This is a genomic window from Pseudomonas sp. ICMP 8385 (assembly GCF_002699915.1).
Taxonomy (GTDB): domain Bacteria; phylum Pseudomonadota; class Gammaproteobacteria; order Pseudomonadales; family Pseudomonadaceae; genus Aquipseudomonas; species Aquipseudomonas gessardii.
In genome coordinates this window covers 40,631-60,064 of record NZ_LKBY01000111.1, presented here as the reverse complement: position 1 = coordinate 60,064, position 19,434 = coordinate 40,631, and the positions used below count along the sequence as shown (strand labels likewise).

At 62.1% G+C, this 19,434-nt stretch carries 16 protein-coding genes and 4 tRNA genes; 1 reads left to right on the top strand and 19 read right to left on the bottom strand.

The features are described from left to right. Window positions 1–160: 160 nt before the first annotated feature. Window positions 161–237, bottom strand: a tRNA-Val gene (locus AO268_RS20160). A gap of 184 nt (window positions 238–421) precedes the next feature. Here AO268_RS20160 and AO268_RS20155 point away from each other — a divergent pair. Further along, complete coding sequence (locus AO268_RS20155; RefSeq protein ID WP_076965020.1) at window positions 422–1,705, top strand: NAD(P)/FAD-dependent oxidoreductase; 1,284 nt, start codon at window positions 422–424, stop codon at window positions 1,703–1,705. 164 nt (window positions 1,706–1,869) lie between these two features. On the opposite strand, the gene AO268_RS20150 is transcribed toward AO268_RS20155, so the two are convergent. The 18 genes from AO268_RS20150 to leuD form a co-directional block, all read right to left on the bottom strand. Then, window positions 1,870–1,946: transfer RNA gene (locus AO268_RS20150), tRNA-Asp, on the bottom strand. Window positions 1,947–2,051: 105 nt separating this feature from the next. Then, window positions 2,052–2,128, bottom strand: a tRNA-Asp gene (locus tag AO268_RS20145). Window positions 2,129–2,183: 55 nt separating this feature from the next. Continuing rightward, a tRNA-Val gene (locus AO268_RS20140) sits at window positions 2,184–2,259 on the bottom strand. Window positions 2,260–2,366: 107 nt separating this feature from the next. After that, on the bottom strand, window positions 2,367–3,131 hold the full coding sequence (locus tag AO268_RS20135; RefSeq protein WP_090413093.1) for an SDR family oxidoreductase: 765 nt from the start codon (window positions 3,129–3,131) through the stop codon (window positions 2,367–2,369). Between the two features lie 11 nt (window positions 3,132–3,142). Next, on the bottom strand, window positions 3,143–4,354 hold the full coding sequence (locus tag AO268_RS20130; RefSeq protein ID WP_076965018.1) for an O-succinylhomoserine sulfhydrylase: 1,212 nt from the start codon (window positions 4,352–4,354) through the stop codon (window positions 3,143–3,145). A 66-nt stretch (window positions 4,355–4,420) separates the two neighbouring features. Further along, window positions 4,421–5,926 (bottom strand): amidophosphoribosyltransferase, encoded by a 1,506-nt coding sequence (gene purF / locus AO268_RS20125; protein ID WP_057438614.1) that lies wholly within the window; start codon window positions 5,924–5,926, stop codon window positions 4,421–4,423. 41 nt (window positions 5,927–5,967) lie between these two features. Further along, window positions 5,968–6,525 carry a CvpA family protein gene (locus tag AO268_RS20120; RefSeq protein WP_076965017.1) on the bottom strand — a complete coding sequence of 186 codons (558 nt, stop codon included), beginning with the start codon at window positions 6,523–6,525 and terminating at the stop codon, window positions 5,968–5,970. 249 nt (window positions 6,526–6,774) lie between these two features. Beyond that, window positions 6,775–7,434 (bottom strand): SPOR domain-containing protein, encoded by a 660-nt coding sequence (locus tag AO268_RS20115; RefSeq protein WP_076965016.1) that lies wholly within the window; start codon window positions 7,432–7,434, stop codon window positions 6,775–6,777. Beyond that, window positions 7,418–8,725, bottom strand: a complete 1,308-nt coding sequence (folC, locus tag AO268_RS20110; protein ID WP_099169604.1) for a bifunctional tetrahydrofolate synthase/dihydrofolate synthase — start codon at window positions 8,723–8,725, stop codon at window positions 7,418–7,420. The genes AO268_RS20115 and folC overlap by 17 nt, the downstream gene beginning before the upstream one ends. After that, window positions 8,722–9,642, bottom strand: coding sequence for an acetyl-CoA carboxylase, carboxyltransferase subunit beta (accD, locus tag AO268_RS20105; RefSeq protein ID WP_076965022.1), 921 nt, complete (start codon window positions 9,640–9,642; stop codon window positions 8,722–8,724). The genes folC and accD overlap by 4 nt, the downstream gene beginning before the upstream one ends. Window positions 9,643–9,886: 244 nt before the next feature. After that, the gene (locus AO268_RS20100; protein WP_076965014.1) at window positions 9,887–10,519 is read right to left on the bottom strand and encodes a phosphoribosylanthranilate isomerase; all 633 of its coding nucleotides are present in this window, start codon (window positions 10,517–10,519) and stop codon (window positions 9,887–9,889) included. A 63-nt stretch (window positions 10,520–10,582) separates the two neighbouring features. Then, window positions 10,583–11,407: a tRNA pseudouridine(38-40) synthase TruA gene (gene truA, locus AO268_RS20095; protein WP_099169603.1), complete on the bottom strand. Its 825-nt coding sequence runs from the start codon at window positions 11,405–11,407 to the stop codon at window positions 10,583–10,585. 201 nt (window positions 11,408–11,608) lie between these two features. Continuing rightward, window positions 11,609–14,146, bottom strand: a complete 2,538-nt coding sequence (locus AO268_RS20090) for a FimV/HubP family polar landmark protein (protein ID WP_099169602.1) — start codon at window positions 14,144–14,146, stop codon at window positions 11,609–11,611. Window positions 14,147–14,309: 163 nt separating this feature from the next. Next, a complete protein-coding gene (locus tag AO268_RS20085; protein ID WP_099169601.1) occupies window positions 14,310–15,320 on the bottom strand; it encodes an aspartate-semialdehyde dehydrogenase in 1,011 nt (336 codons plus the stop codon). A 246-nt stretch (window positions 15,321–15,566) separates the two neighbouring features. Next, complete coding sequence (gene asd / locus AO268_RS20075; RefSeq protein WP_076965010.1) at window positions 15,567–16,679, bottom strand: aspartate-semialdehyde dehydrogenase; 1,113 nt, start codon at window positions 16,677–16,679, stop codon at window positions 15,567–15,569. 64 nt (window positions 16,680–16,743) lie between these two features. Continuing rightward, entirely contained in the window at window positions 16,744–17,826 is a 1,083-nt protein-coding gene (gene leuB / locus AO268_RS20070) for a 3-isopropylmalate dehydrogenase (protein ID WP_076965009.1), read from the bottom strand. 53 nt (window positions 17,827–17,879) lie between these two features. Continuing rightward, window positions 17,880–18,644, bottom strand: coding sequence for a class I SAM-dependent methyltransferase (locus tag AO268_RS20065; protein WP_099169599.1), 765 nt, complete (start codon window positions 18,642–18,644; stop codon window positions 17,880–17,882). 136 nt (window positions 18,645–18,780) lie between these two features. After that, the gene (leuD, locus tag AO268_RS20060; protein ID WP_076965007.1) at window positions 18,781–19,425 is read right to left on the bottom strand and encodes a 3-isopropylmalate dehydratase small subunit; all 645 of its coding nucleotides are present in this window, start codon (window positions 19,423–19,425) and stop codon (window positions 18,781–18,783) included. Between the last annotated feature and the right edge of the window lie 9 nt (window positions 19,426–19,434).

Sequence of the window (19,434 nt, the reverse complement as noted above, 5' to 3'; positions counted from 1 at the left end):
CGTGTAGTCGCGCTGACTACGCCTTTTTGCTGATTCCATTACGTCCTCCTGAAAAACAGATCAGAAGGTGTAAACCTTATTCAGGACGGGACAAAGACAACAAAAAAGGGCCCACCTTTCGGTGAGCCCTTCTAGACCGCCCAGCAGAGCGGATTTTGTTTGGTAGGCGCGATTGGACTCGAACCAACGACCCCCACCATGTCAAGGTGGTGCTCTAACCAACTGAGCTACGTGCCTGCTGTGAGGCGGCATTCTACGGAATTCCCAAGGGGTGTCAACACCTTTTTTGCAGCTAAGCCTATGAATATGCGAATTTTTTATTTTTTATCAGCCATGCTGATTTTTTCGGGTGGCTGGCAGGGTATTTTCAACTCAGGTAGGATCGGCGCACTCGTAAAAAATATAAAACAGAGGTTCCAGTATGGCGAACACCCCCTACCCCCAGTCCTATTACGCCGCATCCGCCAATGCGGCTCCTCCCCGGCCCGCGCTACAAGGTGAAATCGAAACCGACGTGTGCGTGATCGGCGCCGGCTATACCGGACTGTCGAGTGCGCTGTTCCTGCTGGAGAACGGCTTTCGCGTGACGGTACTGGAAGCCGCCAAGGTGGGTTTCGGTGCGTCTGGGCGCAATGGTGGCCAGATCGTCAACAGCTACAGCCGTGATATCGACGTGATCGAGCGCAGCGTCGGCCCCCAGCAGGCACAACTGTTGGGGCAAATGGCGTTCGAGGGCGGCAGGATCATTCGTGAGCGGGTCGCCAAATACCAGATCCAGTGCGACTTGAAAGACGGCGGTGTCTTTGCCGCGCTCAATAGCAAGCACATGGGCCACCTGGAGTCGCAGAAGCGTTTGTGGGAACGCTACGGCCATACCCAGCTGGAGCTGCTCGACGAGCGGCGCATCCGCGAGGTGGTGGCCTGTGAGAACTACGTGGGCGGCCTGCTGGACATGAGTGGCGGGCATATCCATCCGCTCAACCTGGCCCTGGGTGAAGCGGCGGCCGTGGAATCCCTGGGTGGCACGATCTACGAACAGTCCGCCGCCGTGCGTATCGAGCGTGGCGCCAACCCTGTGGTTCACACCGCCCAAGGCAAGGTGAAGGCTAAATTCATCATCGTCGCCGGCAACGCCTACCTGGGCAACCTGGTGCCCGAACTGGCGGCCAAGTCGATGCCCTGCGGCACACAAGTGATTACCACGGCGCCCCTGGGCGATGAACTGGCCAAAACCCTGCTGCCCCAGGATTTTTGTGTCGAAGATTGCAACTACTTGCTCGACTACTACCGACTGACCAGCGACAAGCGCCTGATCTTCGGCGGTGGCGTGGTGTATGGCGCGCGGGATCCGGCGAACATCGAAGCCATCATCCGGCCGAAGATGCTCAAGGCCTTCCCACAACTCAAGGATGTAAAAATCGACTACGCCTGGACCGGCAACTTCCTGCTGACCCTGTCGCGCCTGCCCCAGGTCGGTCGCATCGGCGACAACATCTACTACTCCCAGGGCTGCAGCGGCCATGGTGTGACGTACACCCACCTGGCAGGCAAGGTACTGGCCGAAGCCCTCAGGGGCCAGGCAGAGCGTTTTGATGCGTTTGCCGACTTGCCGCACTACCCGTTCCCGGGCGGCCAACTGCTGCGCACGCCATTTGCGGCGCTGGGCGCGTGGTACTACGGGCTGCGGGACAAGCTGGGCTTCTGACACAGGCATTGCAGGCGCCGGTTTGCCGGCTCCTGCAAATCGCCCGATCAAATCGCAGACACAAAAAACCCCGGTCTTTCGACCAGGGTCTTTGCTATCGATCCAATCAAGCATAAAGCTTGTCTTGGCGCTCTCAGGGTGTTCAGTGGACCCTGGAACAGATATGGCGCAGCGGACGGGACTCGAACCCGCGACCCCCGGCGTGACAGGCCGGTATTCTAACCGACTGAACTACCGCTGCGTATCGCTCAGACTGCCGAAGTGTCACCTTCAACCGCCTTCAAACATCTGACTGATCAGCCTTGGCTGTTCAATCTCAAACCCGAAATATCGGACCTGGAAAATATGGCGCAGCGGACGGGACTCGAACCCGCGACCCCCGGCGTGACAGGCCGGTATTCTAACCGACTGAACTACCGCTGCGCGTCGGTGCAACCTTTAGCGTTGCGTCTTGCCCGAAGGCAAAACTCTCAAGAAGTGGTGGGTGATGACGGGATCGAACCGCCGACCCTCTGCTTGTAAGGCAGATGCTCTCCCAGCTGAGCTAATCACCCTTTGCTTCGTTGAGGCCGCGAAATTTACGCAGATGGCGGACCTAAGTCAATAGCCTGCTTGAAGTTTTTCTGAAAAAGAGTAAATAACGTCAAGCACGGGACCCGCCCTACTCGCTGTAAATCATCTTCTTGCTCATCCCGCCGTCCACCACAAACTCCTGCCCCGTCACAAACCCGGCGCTGCGCGACAGCAGCCACGCCACCATGGCTGCCACGTCCTCAACCGTGCCTACCCGGCCCGCAGGATGCTGCGCATGATCGGCGTCGCTCAACGGCTCGGCACGGCGCGTTGCGGGATCACGGGCGTCGATCCAGCCAGGGCTGACGGCGTTGACCCGCACCTCCGGCCCCAGGCTGATGGCCAGCGCGTGCGTCAGGGCCAACAGGCCGCCCTTGCTCGCCGCGTAGGCCTCGGTATCCGGCTCCGACTGTCGGGCCCGGGTCGAGGCCAGGTTGACGATGGAACCGCCGTGGGCGCGCAGGTAGGGCGCACAGTGCTTGGCCAGCAGCATCGGCCCACTGAGGTTTACCGCCAGCACCCGGTTCCAGTAGGCCAGGTCCAGGCTATCCAATGTGATATTGCGCGGATCGGCCACCGCGGCATTGCACACCAGAGCATCCAGGCGCCCGAACTGGCCAAGCACTTCAGCCACCCCAAGGGCCACCTGCTGCTCATCGGCCACGTCCATGGTGATAAACCAGGCGTTATCGCCCAACACCTTGGACACCTTGGCGCCCCGCTCGCGATCCAGGTCGGCCAATACTACTTGCCAACCTTCGCTGACCAGCCAGGCCGCGATCCCCAGGCCGATGCCCCGGGCCGCGCCTGTTACCAACGCGACCCGGCCATTAGTAGCGCCAGCCGCCTCCAGGGACCACTCGATCACAAGGCCGCCAGCCCGCGAGCCAGGTCGGCCTGCAAGTCAGCCACGTCTTCCAGGCCCACCGCCACGCGGATCAGGCTGTCGCGGATACCGGCCGCCTCACGCTCCTGCGGGGCAAGGCGACCATGGGAGGTGGTGCCTGGATGGGTAATGGTGGTTTTGCTATCACCCAGGTTGGCGGTGATGGAAATCAGGCGCGTGGCATCGATAAAGCGCCATGCGCCGTCTTTGCCGCCCTTGACCTCAAAACTGACCACCGCCCCGAACCCGCGCTGCTGACGCTGGGCCAGCTCGTGTTGCGGGTGGCTCTTCAAGCCGGCGTAGTGGACTTTCTCGATGCCGTCCTGCTGCTCCAGCCACTCGGCCAGGGCCTGGGCGTTGGCGCAATGGGCTTTCATCCGCAGGCTCAGGGTTTCCAGGCCCTTGAGGAAAACCCAGGCATTGAACGGGCTCAGGGTCGGGCCAGCGGTGCGCAAGAAGCCCACCACTTCCTTCATCTGCTCGCCACGGCCGGCCACTACGCCGCCCATGCAACGGCCCTGGCCATCGATGAACTTGGTAGCCGAATGCACCACGATATCTGCGCCCAGCTTCAGCGGCTGCTGCAGGGCTGGCGTGCAGAAGCAGTTATCCACCACCAGCATCGCGCCCTTGGCGTGGGCCACTTCGGCGAGGGCCGTGATGTCCACCAGTTCTGCCAACGGGTTGGACGGCGACTCGACGAACAGCAATTTGGTATTGGCCTTGATCGCCCCATCCCAGCCCGACAGGTCTGCCAGCGGCACGTAGTCGACTTCAATGCCAAAGCGCTTGAAGTACTTCTCGAACAGGCTGATGGTCGAGCCAAACACGCTGCGCGACACCAATACATGGTCGCCAGCACTGCACAGGCTCATCACCACCGCAAGGATGGCCGCCATGCCGGTTGCCGTGGCGACGGCCTGCTCTGCCCCTTCCAGCGCCGCAATGCGCTCTTCAAAGGCGCGCACCGTCGGGTTGGTGTAACGGGAGTAGACATTACCCGGCACTTCGCCAGCAAAGCGCGCCGCCGCGTCCGCCGCAGTGCGGAACACGTAGCTGGAGGTGAAGAACATCGGGTCGCCGTGCTCACCTTCCGGCGTGCGGTGCTGGCCGGCGCGCACAGCCAGGGTATCGAAAGCCACACCATCGAGGTCGCTGTCCAACCGACCGGCATCCCACTCCTGACTCATGCTGCCACTCCTTCACTCAATTCTTTATTTAAGATACAAAACCGGCCCCTCAGGGCCGGTGATTACTCAATTGTTGTACAGATCGATGATCGCGCTGACCGCCTGGGTCTTGATCTTCGAGGAGTCGTTGCGCGCCTGCTCGATCTTGTTCAGGTAAGCCTCGTCGACGTCACCGGTCACGTACTTGCCATCGAAGACCGCGCAATCGAACTGCTCGATCTTGATCTTGCCACCGCCCACTGCTTCGATCAGGTCAGGAAGATCCTGGTAAATCAGCCAATCAGCGCCGATCAGGTCAGCCACATCCTGGGTCGAACGATTGTGTGCGATCAGTTCGTGGGCGCTCGGCATGTCGATACCGTACACATTCGGGTACCGCACGGCAGGTGCGGCAGAACAGAAGTACACGTTCTTCGCCCCGGCCTCACGGGCCATCTGGATGATCTGCTTGCACGTAGTGCCGCGCACGATGGAGTCGTCCACCAGCATCACGTTCTTGCCGCGGAATTCCAGCTCGATAGCGTTGAGCTTCTGGCGTACCGACTTCTTGCGAGCCGCCTGGCCCGGCATGATGAAGGTGCGACCGATGTAGCGGTTTTTGACGAAACCTTCGCGGAACTTGACGCCCAGGCGGGTGGCCAGTTCCAGCGCGGCGGTGCGGCTGGTGTCCGGGATCGGGATCACCACGTCGATGTCGTGCTCCGGGCGCTCGCGCAGGATCTTTTCGGCGAGCTTCTCGCCCATGCGCAGACGCGCCTTGTACACCGAGACACCGTCGATGATCGAATCCGGGCGCGCCAGGTAGACGTGCTCGAAGATGCAGGGGGTGAGTTTCGGGTTGATCGCGCACTGACGGGTGTGCAGCTTGCCGTCTTCGGTGATGTACACCGCTTCGCCCGGCGCCAGGTCGCGCACCAGGGTGAAGCCCAGCACGTCCAGGGACACGCTTTCGGAGGCAATCATGTACTCGACGCCTTCGTCGGTATGACGCTGGCCGAACACGATCGGGCGGATGCCGTGGGGGTCGCGGAAACCGACGATCCCGTAGCCGGTGATCATTGCCACGACCGCGTAGCCACCCACGCAGCGGTTGTGCACGTCAGTCACGGCCGCGAATACATCTTCTTCGGTCGGCTGCAACTTGCCGCGCTGGGCCAGTTCGTGGGCGAACACGTTGAGCAGCACTTCCGAGTCGGAATTGGTGTTGACATGGCGCAGGTCGGATTCGTAGATCTCCTTGGCCAGTTGCTCAACGTTGGTCAGGTTACCGTTATGCGCCAAGGTAATGCCGTAGGGCGAGTTGACGTAAAACGGTTGAGCTTCGGCCGAAGTCGAGCTACCGGCAGTCGGATAACGCACATGGCCAATGCCCATATGCCCGACCAGGCGCTGCATGTGACGCTGATGGAACACGTCACGTACCAGGCCATTGTCCTTGCGCAGGAATAACCGGCCGTCGTGGCTGGTCACAATACCGGCAGCGTCCTGGCCGCGGTGCTGGAGGACGGTTAGCGCGTCATACAGCGCCTGATTGACGTTCGACTTACCGACGATACCGACGATGCCACACATGCGACGCAACCCCTACTTAATGAATCTTGACTGAACACGACTTACTGCGGCGCATTGCCCGGCAAGAGGTGTTCCTTGAACGGAATATCAGCGGGTACGCTGATACCGCTGGCCAGCCACTGACTGCTCCACCCCAATATGAGGTTCTTGGACCAATCTGCAACCAATAGAAATTTTGGCACGAGACTCGACTCCTGCCACCACGAATCCTGCTGTACCGGGCCCAGGCTCAACAGCCCGACCGCAACAACCACCAGCAACGCGCCACGCGCGGCGCCGAAGGCCATGCCGAGAAATCGATCGGTCCCGGAGAGGCCGGTGACACGTATCAATTCGCCGATAAGATAATTGACCATTGCCCCCACCAGCAGCGTGGCGATGAACATGATGGCGCAGCCCGCGATGACACGAGCCGAAGGTGTTTCGATATAGCCAGCCAGGTAAACGGCCAGGGATCCGCCGAACATCCAGGCGACGACTCCTGCAACGATCCAGGTCAGCAGCGATAAGGCTTCTTTGACGAAACCGCGGCTTAGACTGATCAATGCGGAGATGGCGATAATGGCTACGATCGCCCAATCAACCCAGGTAAATGGCACAGTGCAGCCTACAGACGGATAAGGCGGCGCATTTTAGCAGAGCGCTGGGCTATCGGTAAGCGGTGTTTGGTGGTCCATTGCAAATCAATGGGTTGTGGCAAGCTGCAGCCACTTCAAGACAGGCAGAAACCAATGTGGGAGCGGGCTTGCCCGCGATAGCGGTGGGTCAGCCAATTATAATATTGACTGATGCACCGTCATCGCGGGCAAGCCCGCTCCCACACAAGCCTGCCCAGTGTATTGCCAGAATCAGCCGCGTTCTGGCTGGAAGCGCACCACAAAACCCTTCAGGTTCTGCTGGCGCCCCAGCAAGTCACGCAAGCGATCTGCCTCGGCGCGCTCGATCAGCGGCCCGACAAATACCCGGTTCTTGCCATCGGCGGTACGGATATAGGCGTTATAGCCCTGGCTACGCAGGGTTTTCTGCAAGGCTTCGGCACTTTCACGATTGGACAGGCTGGCGAGCTGCACCGACCAACTGATCGGCAGGCCGTTGGGATCGATACGACTCTGCCCCACCTCCGGCTTGCCCGGGGCTGCCGGCTGCGGCGCAACCGGCTTCGGTGCCGGGGCTGGCGCAACGGGCTTGGCCGCCACCACGGGCGCAGGGGTCGGCTTTACCACCGGCACACTCGGCTGGATCGGCGTCGAAGGTGCTTGCTGTTCGGCAATCTCCAGATCAGTCGGCACCGGTTCTTCCTCGGGCAGCGCCTGCGGCTCAGGCACCACCACCGGCTCGACCTGGACCTGCGGCATGACCGGGGCCTGGGGTGCGGCCGGGGCCTCAACCGTAACCTGGCGCTGCTCGTCCTGGCGAGAAAACAGCATCGGCAGGAAAATCACCGCCAATGCCACCAGCACCAGGGCTCCGACCATTCGCTGCTTGTATGCGCTATCCAGTAATGCCATGTGCAGCTTCCTCCGTGGAGCGCCGGGCCAACCACTCAAGCGCCTCGGCAACACAATAAAATGATCCGAACAACAGAATCTCGTCTTCGGCCGTTGCCACCGCGCACTGAGCCTCCAACGCTGCGGTGACGCTTGCATGGGACGTCACCGTCGCGCCAAGGTTCTGCAACACCGCCTGTACATCATCGGCCGTACGGGTGCGCGGTGTATCCAACGGGGCAACCGCCCAGGACTGCACACTGCCCAGCAAGGGCGCCACCACACCGTCCAGGTTCTTGTCCGACAGCAGGCCGAACACGGCCAGGCGTCGACCCGCCGGTGCCTGGCTCGCCAAACGGCGTGCCAGGTACTGCGCAGCATGCGGGTTATGCCCAACATCCAGCAACAGGTTCAAGCGCTTGCCCCGCCACGCGAACGAGCGACGATCCAGGCGCCCGACCACCTGGGTACGCTGCAAGGTATCGGCGATCTGCGCGGCATTCCACGGCAGATCCAGCAACAAGTAGGCCTGCAGGGCGAGTGCCGCGTTTTCCATGGGCAGGTTCAGCAGCGGCAGGCCGTGCAACTCGACGACCTGGCCCCGTGCATCGACACCGTGCCACGACCACCGATCGCCTGCCACTTCCAGGCCGAAGTCCCGGCCCCGCAGGAAAAACGGACAGTCCAGCTCGCGCACCTTGTCCAGCAAGGTATGCGGCGGATCCAGGTCGCCACACAGCGCCGGCTTGCCCTGGCGGAAGATCCCGGCCTTTTCATAGGCCACGGATTCGCGGGTATCACCCAGGTAATCGGTATGGTCCACGCCAACGCTGGTCACCAACGCGAGGTCGGCATCCACCACATTGACGGTATCCAGGCGGCCACCGAGGCCGACTTCCAGCACCACCGCATCCAGCTGTTCGCGCTCGAACAGCCAGAACGCGGCCAGGGTGCCCATCTCGAAATAGGTCAGGGAAGTTTCGCCACGCCCGGCCTCCAGCGCGGCAAAGGATTCGCACAATTGCTCATCGCTGGCTTCGACACCGTTGAGTTGCACACGCTCGTTGTAGCGCAACAAATGTGGCGAACTGTAGACGCCTACTTTCAAGCCCTGGGCCTGCAGCAATGCTGCGACAAAGGCACAGGTAGAGCCCTTGCCGTTGGTGCCGGTGACCGTGATCACCCGTGGCGCGGGCCGCCCCAACCCAAGGCGGGCCGCTACCTGTTGCGAGCGCTCCAGACCCATGTCGATGGCTGACGGATGCAACTGCTCAAGGTAGGCGAGCCATTCGCCCAGGGTTCTTTGGGTCATAGGTTTGCAGGGATCGGTGGGACCACGATTGGCTCGACAGGCGCGGCGACGTATTCAGGCGTCGGCAGGCCCATCATCTGCGCCAGCAGGTTACCCAGGCGTGGACGCAACTCGGAACGGGCGATAATCATGTCGATGGCGCCGTGCTCCAGCAGGAACTCACTGCGCTGGAAGCCTTCCGGCAGTTTTTCACGTACGGTCTGCTCGATCACGCGCGGGCCGGCAAAGCCGATCAGCGCCTTGGGCTCGCCGACGATCACGTCGCCCAGCATCGCCAGGCTGGCGGAAACGCCGCCGTAGACCGGGTCGGTCAGCACCGAGATGAACGGGATACCTTCCTCACGCAGACGCGCCAGTACCGCAGAGGTCTTGGCCATTTGCATCAGCGAGATCAGCGCTTCCTGCATCCGCGCACCACCGGAGGCGGCGAAGCAGATCATCGGGCAACGGTTTTCCAGGGCGTAGTTGGCGGCGCGCACAAAACGCTCACCGACAATGGCGCCCATGGAGCCGCCCATGAAAGAGAACTCAAACGCCGACACCACCACGGGCATGCCCAGCAGCTTGCCGCTGATGGAGACCAGCGCGTCTTTTTCGCCGGTCTGCTTTTGCGCAGCGCTCAGGCGGTCCTTGTACTTCTTGCCGTCGCGGAACTTGAGGCGGTCCACCGGCTCCAGGTCAGCGCCCAGTTCGGCACGGCCATCGGCATCGAGGAAGATGTCGATACGGGCGCGGGCGCCGATACGCATGTGGTGGTTGCACTTGGGGCAAACGTCCAGGGTCTTTTCCAGCTCCGGGCGGTACAACACCGCGTCGCAAGAGGGGCACTTGTGCCACAGACCTTCAGGGACCGAGCTTTTCTTCACCTCGGAACGCATGATCGAGGGGATCAGTTTGTCTACTAACCAGTTGCTCATGCTTTCTTTCTCCAGTACCGGTGGCTTGAACACAGCCCCGCGTATGCCCTTGAGCTAAATTCATTGATGTGGCGATAACCGCTGCAGGACGGGGTCAGACGTTCGACCAGCCATTTCCTGCACCTGCCCTCAGCCTTCCAGACAACCCGCCAGTGCGGGGTTGCCACTTCATTGGCGCCGCCCGAGGGCAACGCCGGCCTGTTTTACACAGGGGTAGTTACTGACGGCGGCAGACTGCCAGCCGTCACATCGCGCCACTGCTGCTGCGCACTGCCTGCATGAATGCGTGAATCCTGCCAGGGTCCTTGATGCCCTTGGCCTGCTCTACCCCGCCACTGACATCGACAGCGTACGGACGGACCCGAGCAATGGCCTGCGCCACATTGCCGGCGTGCAAGCCACCCGCCAGGATGATCGGCTTGCTCAAGCCCTGGGGAATCAGCGACCAGTCAAAGGCCTCGCCCGTCCCGCCAGGAATGCCCTCGACATAGGCATCGAGCAAAATCCCGCTGGCCCCGGTGTAGGCCGCGCAACGGGCGGCGATATCATCCCCGGCCTTGACCCGCAGGGCCTTGATATACGGGCGATGGTAGCCGGCGCACTCGTCCGGGGTTTCGTCGCCATGGAACTGCAGCAGGTCCAGGGGCACGGCATCCAGGGTTTCGTTGAGTTCACAGGCGCTGGCGTTGACGAACAGCCCCACGGTGGTCACGAATGGCGGCAGGCCGGCAATGATCGCCCGCGCCTGCTGCACCGTCACCGCCCGCGGGCTCTTGGCATAAAACACAAAACCAATGGCGTCAGCCCCCGCCTCGACTGCTGCCAGCGCGTCTTCCATGCGGGTAATCCCGCAAATCTTGCTGCGAACGCCTGACATATCGTCAAAACCTCAGGGGCTGTCCAGGAAAGTCCCGGATGGTAACAAATGCTTTTCCGGGCGTCAGCCGCCAAGTTCAGTGAAACCTGTGAGGAAGTGTGGCCCGATGAAACGCTGCGGCAACTCGAACTCGTCGCGGTACTCCACATCCACCAGATACAGGCCGAACGGGTGTGCCGTGACCCCACCGGTACGCCGTACCCGGCTTTCCAGCACTTCCCGGGCCCAGTCCACTGGGCGCTCACCGGTGCCAATGGTCATCAGCACCCCGGCGATATTGCGCACCATATGGTGCAGGAACGCCCCGGCGCGGATATCCAGGACAATCATTTTGCCGTGACGGGTCACCCGCAGGTGATGGACTTCCTTGATCGGCGACTTGGCCTGGCACTGGCCGGCACGGAAGGCACTGAAATCATGGACCCCCACCAGATGCCGGGCCGCTTCGGCCATGCGTTCGGCGTCCAGGGGGCGGTGGTTCCAGGTGATTTCTTCGTTCAAGTGGGCCGGACGGATCTGATCGTTGTAGATCACATAGCGGTAACGCCGGGCAATGGCCTTGAACCGCGCATGGAAGTGCGCCGGCATGACCTTGGCCCAACTGACGCTGACATCGTGGGGCAGATTGATATTGGCGCCCATGACCCAGGCTTTCATCGAACGCTCGGCCTGGGTGTCAAAATGCACCACTTGCCCGCAGGCATGCACGCCCGCATCAGTGCGCCCGGCGCACATCAAGGAAACCGGCGAGTCGGCGACCTTCGACAGGGCCTTCTCCAGGGTTTCCTGCACAGTCGGCACGCCGGAAGCCTGGCGCTGCCAGCCACGATAGCGCGAGCCTTTGTATTCCACGCCCAGGGCGATTCTGAAAAAGCCGGCGGCCGCCATTTCGGCGGCCGCGTTATCTATATTTGCCAAGAGCTGAGAGCCTGATGAGTTGCGCAAAGGTCGCCATTATATATGGCTTGAAGCTTTTTGCAGGAGCGGGCTTACCCGCGAAAAACCCAAGGACGCCGCGATCATCCAGGATGGGCGCATTATCGTTGACGATTTCGCGAGCACACTCGCGCCTACAGAGGGTACGTGGCGTCAGGCCAGGTTGCTGAGCATTTCCTTGGCTTCACCCCGTTGTTTTTCATCGCCTTCGGCCAGGACTTCGGCCAGGATGTCACGCGCCCCGCCTTCATCGCCCATGTCGATATAGGCCTGGGCCAGGTCGAGCTTGGTGGCGACTTCATCGGAGCCCGAGAGGAAGTCGAACTCCGGCTCATCATCGCCCTTTGCAGCATCTTCAGCGGTGAAGCTCGGTTCGATCGACGGGTTTTCCAGGCTCTGGGACAGGCGTTCGAGTTCGGCGTTGACATCGTCAAGCTCCGAGGCGAATGCGTCCGGCTTGTCCGATGGCGCAGGCTCGTCGGCCAGGGACAGGTCGAAGTCTTCCGGCAGGTCAAAATCATCCAATGCCCCCGGCGTCAGGGTCGGCGGCTCGACCGGCGGCAGGTCCTTCATCTCTTCCTCCAGGCCCGAGAGAAAGTCGTCGTCGGACTGGGAGGCTGGCGCATCCAGCTGCAAATCGAGGTCAAAATCGGACAAATCGTCTTCGCTGGCCTTGGCTTCGGCCTGCTGTTGCAACACCGACTCGAAGCTCAGCTCATCGACCTCGGGGGCAACCACCGCCGGCGACGCGGCTTCCAGGTCGTCCAGGCTCAGGTCGAAGTCGGTATTGAACGCATCCGCCTCAGGCGTGGCCGCAGGGAGCGGCTCTTCCTGGAGCAGATCCTTGACGTACTGCGCATCCAGCGCGGCAGCCGCGACTGCAGCACTGACGCCGGCAGCCAGCACAGCCATGGCCGGGTAGCGTTTTTTCAACAGTTCGACCTGGGCGTGGTTCTCGCCATTGGCGACCAGTTGGCGCTCCTGGGTCACGAAACCGTCCTTGTCGCCTTGTTGGCCGTAGACCTCCAGGAGCTTGAGGCGCAGGTCGCTGCGCTTGGGCTCCAGCTTGATCGCCTCCTCCAGCACCGCGGCCGCCTGGTTCAAGTGGCCACGGTCCAGATGGGACTGGGCCTGCGCCAGGGCGTCGGAGGAACCGGGCTCGATGATAGGCTTGCTCGGCGGCGCCATGCTGGTCGCCGGTGCCGGCACTGGTGCCACGGCAACCGGAGCTGGAGCTGGAGCTGGAGCTGGAGCCAGCTTGACATTGGCTGCCGGGACTTCAAGGCCTTCAAAACTGTCCGACGGCATGTCCTGGTCAATGTTCGAGGAAAACTCCGGCTCTTCGGCCAGCGCCCGCGCCATGCGCAGGTGTTTTTCTTCTTCCAGGCGCGCATTGCGATGACGCGCCCACAGCAGCAGGAGCAACAGCACCAGCAGGCCGGCGGCCCCACCAATCACCCCGAGGACGATAGGGTTGGTCAGCAGGTCATTGAATTTGCCTTCGGTACTGGCAGCGTCTGCCGGTTGTGGCGGTGTTTCCACGGGGGCAACCACCGGCGCTTCGGCTGCCGACGCGGGTGTGGCCGGCGTCGCAGCCAACTCGGCAGGCATGACCGCAGGCTGCGCCGGGGCGCCGCCCTCGGCCTGCAACTTGGCCAGTTGATTGTTCTTCAGCTCGATCAGCCGCTGCAGCTTGTCCAACTGACTTTGCAGGTCAGCCATGCGGCTTTTCAGCTCTTCATTTTCGCGACGGGTGGAGTCCAGGCTTTCCTGGGTTACCGCCAATTTGTTGCTCAAATCCTTGCTATCAGCTGCGGCGCCTTTGACGCCCGTCTTCGCGGCCTCGGCCGAGACCAGGCTCAGGTTATCCTTCGCCGCCGTTTGCGACGGCGCGGCGCCAGCCTGAGTGCGTTTGGTCGCGTCCAGTTGCTGGCGCCCGGCAGCCTGATTGATGGCGCCACGACGGCCCTGACGCCAGGCCGCATTCTGCACAGTCACTTCGGCTAGCGCCTGGGGTTGCGGCAGGCTGGTGCTTTGTACCGGATCCGGCAGGCGCAACACCTGGCCAGTCTTCATACGGTTGATGTTGCCGTCGACAAAGGCCCCCGGGTTCAGGGCCTGGATCGCCAGCATGGTCTGCTGGATCGACCCGCCGTTGCGGTGCTTGGCGGCAATTTCCCACAGGGTGTCGCGGGAAGTCGTGGTGTGTTCAGCTGCCTTGGTCACGCTGCCAGCAGCAGGCGTGGCAAGGCGCGGCGCCGGGGCGCTGGCCTCCGGGGCCTTTTGCTCGAACTTGGCCGGGTCCAGCAAGACGCTGTAGTCCCGCATCAACCGACCGTTAGGCCATTGCACCTGCAACAGGAAGCGTACGTAAGAGTCGGGCAACGGCTTGCTGGAGGTGACGCGCACCACACTGCGACCGCTGGGGTTGAGCACTGGGGTAAAGGTCAGTTCGTCGAGGAATGCCTGGCGATCAACCCCCGCATCCACAAAGGCCTGGGAAGATGCGAGGCTGGGCACGATATCGGAGGCCGTCAGCCCACCCACGTCGAGCAGCTCGATCTCCACCGACAACGGCTGGTTCAACTTCGACTTGAGGGTCATCTCCCCAAGTTGCAGCGCTTGCGCCATACCGGAGGACAGCGCCGAGACGGCCGCTATTGCTAACACCAGTTTGCGAACTTGAACCATAGCCTCATCCTTTGTTTGAACACTCCTCGGCCCGCGAGAAGGTTGGGTACCGCTTGCCATTCGGCATGGCGAGCCGATGGGTCACCGACGCGCAACTTTTCCTGCATGGGACCAAGCATAGCGCTTGGTTAGAATCAATCTACAAATTGCCGCCAAGTATCTTTTACACAAGGTGTTTTATCAACAATTGTGCCAGTTGTACCGCGTTAAGCGCCGCGCCTTTGCGTACGTTATCTGACGTCAGCCACACGTTTAGTTCCGCCGGGTCATCAATGCCGGCCCGTACGCGCCCCACGTAGACCACGTCCTGACCGACCGCATCCCCAACCGCTGTAGGGTAATCGCCCTCTTCCACCAGCTCGATGCCCGGCGCCGCCTCCAACACGCGATTTACTGCGCCCAGGTCCACAGCGCCCGCCAGTTGCAGGGATACGCTCAGGCTATCGCCAAAAAACACCGGAGCTTGAACACAGGTCGCGGAAATTTTCAGTAACGGTAATCCCAGCAGGCTACGCAGTTCGTGGACCAGGCGCTTTTCCAGGGCGGTGTGGCCCTGCGCGTCGGGCATGCCGACCTGGGCCAATAGGTTGAAGGCCATCTGCCGATCAAAGAACTTGGGCTCCAGGGGCCGTACATTCAGCAGCTCGGCGGTTTGCCGGGCCAGTTCGCTGACGGCTTCACGGCCCTGGGCAGACACGGCCAGGTTGGCAGTGACGCTGACGCGCTGGATGTCCAACAGGCCGCACAACGGTGCAAGGACCACCGCCAGGTGGGTGGCGCACGGGCTTGGACTGCCCACCTGGAACGGCTTTTTCAAAGCGTCCAGCACCTGGGCATTGGCTTCCGGCACCACCTGGGGCGCCTGTTCGGCCGGCAAGGCGCCGGATAGGTCGATCAATGAGCAACCCGCTGCCGTGGCACGCGGGGCGAAACTCAAGGTGACCGCCGGGCCTGCGGCGAAAAAGGCCAGTTGCACCTTGCTGAAATCGAACTCATCGACTTCCCGCACCCGCACATTCTTGCCGCGAAACGGCACCGACGCGCCCGCCGACTCGCTGCTGGCCAGCAGGTGCAGGGTACCCACCGGGAAGTCCAGTTCTTCGAGGATCTGCACCAGGGTTTCGCCCACCGTACCGGTGGCGCCGATCACGGCGATATCAAGGGTCTGGGTCATGGAGGCTGCCTCGGGCATTGCGGGGGGAGCGGCACTTTACCGGGTGGTGGGGGGTGAGGCAATGATCGTTCCCATGCTCTGCGTGGGAACGCTGCCATGGACGCTCGGCGTCCGTTCTTGAGGCTGTGACGCGGAGCGTCAGGGGAGGCATTCCCACGCGGAGCGTGGGAACGATCACGGCCTCAGGCGCAATAAAAAACCCGCGCCTGTCACCAGGGCGCGGGTTTCTTCAACAGCACACAGCGATCAACGCTCCAGCAGGATCCGCAACATCCGACGCAGCGGCTCGGCCGCGCCCCACAGCAGTTGGTCACCCACGGTGAAGGCGCCCAGGTACTGGGTCCCCATGTTCAGCTTGCGCAGACGGCCCACCGGTACATTCAGGGTGCCGGTGACCTTGGTCGGGCTCAGCTCCTGCATGCTGATTTCGCGGCTGTTGGGCACCAGCTTGACCCAAGGGTTGTGCTGGCTGATCAGCCCTTCGATATCGGCGATCGGCACGTCTTTGTTGAGCTTGATGGTCAGCGCCTGGCTGTGGCAGCGCATGGCGCCGATGCGCACGCAGATACCGTCCACCGGGATCGGGTTCTTGAAGCGCCCGAGGATCTTGTTGGTCTCGGCCTGGGCTTTCCACTCTTCGCGGCTCTGGCCGTTCGGCAGTTCCTTGTCGATCCATGGGATCAGGCTGCCGGCCAGGGGCACGCCGAAGTTCTCGGTCGGGTAGGCTTCGCTGCGCATGGCCTCGGCCACACGGCGGTCGATATCGAGGATCGCGCTGGCCGGGTCGGCCAGTTGATCGGCCACGGCCGCATGGGTAGCGCCCATCTGCTTGATCAGCTCACGCATGTTCTGCGCGCCGGCCCCGGAGGCCGCCTGGTAGGTCATGGCGCTCATCCACTCCACCAGCCCGGCTTCAAACAGGCCACCCAGGCCCATCAGCATCAGGCTGACGGTGCAGTTGCCGCCCACGTAGTTCTTGGTGCCGGCGTCCAGTTGCTGATCGATGACCTTGCGGTTGACCGGGTCGAGGATGATCACCGCGTCGTCCTGCATGCGCAGGCTGGACGCCGCGTCGATCCAGTAACCCAGCCAGCCGGCTTCGCGCAGCTTGGGGAAGACTTCACTGGTGTAGTCGCCGCCCTGGCAGGTCAGAATGACGTCGAGGGTCTTGAGCTCTTCAATGTTGTAGGCGTCCTTGAGCGGGGCGATATCCTTGCCCACGGACGGCCCTTGGCCACCGACATTCGAAGTGGTGAAAAACACCGGCTCAATAAGATCGAAATCCTGCTCTTCCAGCATCCGCTGCATGAGCACGGAACCGACCATACCGCGCCAACCGATCAGACCTACACGTTTCATCGCAACTACACCTTGTTAAAAAGTGGGCCGCCTTGCAGCAACAACTGCAAGCGGGCCCGAGAGATTACAGATTCCGCAGCGCGGCGACTACTGCATCGCCCATTTCCTGCGTCCCGACCCTGGTGCAACCCTGCGACCAGATGTCGCCGGTGCGCAGGCCCTGGTCCAGCACCCGGCTCACTGCCTGCTCGATGGCATCCGCCGCTTCGCTGAGGTTGAAGCTGTAGCGCAGCATCATCGACACCGACAAAATGGTCGCCAGCGGGTTGGCAATGCCCTGGCCCGCGATGTCCGGCGCCGAACCGTGGCATGGCTCGTACATGCCCTTGTTGTGGGTGTCCAGGGACGCCGACGGCAGCATGCCGATGGAACCGGTGAGCATCGAGGCCTGGTCGGACAGGATGTCGCCGAACAGGTTGTCGGTGACGATCACGTCAAACTGCTTGGGCGCACGCACCAGTTGCATGGCGGCGTTGTCGACGTACATGTGGCTGAGTTCGACGTCCGGGTAGTCCTTGGCCACTTCTTCGACGATTTCGCGCCACAGCTGGCTGGAGGCCAGGACGTTGGCCTTGTCCACCGAGCAGACCTTCTTGCCGCGCACCCGGGCCATGTCGAAACCGACACGGGCGATACGGCGGATTTCGCTCTCGCTGTACGGCAGGGTGTCGTAGGCCTGGCGCTCGCCATTCTCCAACTGGCGCACGCCCCGTGGCGAGCCAAAATAGATACCGCCGGTCAGTTCACGCACGATCAGGATATCCAGGCCCGCTACCACTTCCGGCTTGAGGCTCGACGCATCGGCCAGTTGCGGGTAGAGGATCGCCGGGCGCAGGTTGCCGAACAGGCCCAGTTGCGCGCGGATTTTCAGCAGGCCGCGCTCCGGGCGGATGTCGCGTTCGATCTTGTCCCATTTCGGCCCGCCCACGGCGCCCAGCAGCACGGCATCGGCAGCACGGGCACGGTCCAGGGTTTCGTCAGCCAGGGGCACGCCATGCTTGTCGATGGCCGCGCCGCCGATCACGTCGTGGCTCAATTCAAAGCCCAGGCCGTACTTGCTGTTGGCCAATTCCAGGACCTTGACCGCTTCGGCCATGATTTCCGGGCCAATACCGTCGCCAGGGAGAATCAGAATCTGCTTGCTCATGCGTTCCTCATTTCATCAAGCGACCCGCCCGTGGGCAGGTCGGGAAAAATCAATCAGCGTTCAGCGAACACCACCAGCACGTCGGTGCTGAAGGTGCCGTCGGCTTGAATTTCATAGTAGTCGCGCACTTCCTGGCCCATCGCCTGCTGCAACGCCAGGATTGCTGCGCGCAACACTGGCGGGGTGCGCATGCGCTCGACCCACGAGGTGTACTCCAGGCGCAGGCGCTGGCGACTACTGTTGCGTACATGCAGGCCGGCTTCGCTGAGCTGGCGCATCCATTCGCCGGCGCAGTAATCGCGCACATGGCTGGTGTCGCGCAGCACTTCGACGGTTTGCAGGTAAGTGTCCAACAGCGGGCTGCCCGGTGACAAGACATCGACAAACGCCGCCACGCCGCCCGGCTTGAGCACCCGGCGCACTTCGCGCAGGGCCAGGCCCAGGTCGCTCCAGTGGTGGGCCGAGTAACGGCTGAACACGAAGTCGAACTCGCCATCGGCGAACGGCAGGCGCTCGGCGGCGCCGTGCAGGGTACGAATATTGTCCAGGCCACGCTCTGCGGCAGCGGCGGCGACCACGTCGAGCATCTGCTGCGACAGGTCGTAGGCCACCACTTCCTTGACCAGCGGCGCTACGTGGAAGCTCACATGCCCGGCGCCACAGCCCAGGTCCAGCAGGCGCGCGTCACCCTGCCCGGCCAGTTCGGCCTGCAGCAATGCGAACTCGCTGCCCTGGGCATGCACGGCACTGCTCAGGTAGGCCGAGGCCTGCTCGCCGAATTGTTTTTGCACGACTTGGGTGTGGGCGGTGCGGGTCATGGTGGTTTTCCTTGGGTTTTGTGGTGTTAGTACTGGCGCTATCGCCGGCAAGCCAGCTCCCACACTTGACCGTGTTCACAGATCAACCTGTGGGAGCGGGCTTGCCCGCGATGGGGCCCGCACGGCCTACCGCAAATCAGGCATCACGAAACAACCAAGGCTGGCTCGCCCGGTGCCTGGCTTCAAACGCGGCAATCGCCTCGCCGTCCTGCAAGGTCAGGCCGATATCGTCCAGGCCGTTGATCAGGCAGTGTTTACGGAAGGCGTCCACTTCAAAGTGGTACACCTTGCCATCTGGACGGGTCACGGTCTGTGCGGCGAGGTCGACGGTCAACTGGTAGCCGACATTGGCTTCCACTTGCTGAAACAACTCATCGACTTCTTCATCGGTCAGGATGATCGGCAACAAGCCGTTCTTGAAGCTGTTGTTGAAGAAGATATCGGCGTAGCTCGGCGCGATGATGCTGCGAAAGCCATATTCTTCCAGGGCCCATGGCGCGTGTTCACGGCTGGAGCCGCAACCGAAGTTTTCCCGGGCCAATAACACACTGGCACCCTGGTAACGCTCGGCGTTAAGCACAAACTCCTTGTTCAACGGGCGCTTGGAGTTGTCCTGGTAGGCGTAGCCCACGTCCAGGTAGCGCCACTCATCGAACAGGTTGGGGCCAAAACCGGTGCGCTTGATCGATTTCAGGAACTGCTTGGGGATGATCTGGTCGGTGTCCACGTTGGCACGGTCCAACGGTGCGACAAGACCTGTGTGTTGGGTAAAAGCTCTCATCGGGGATTC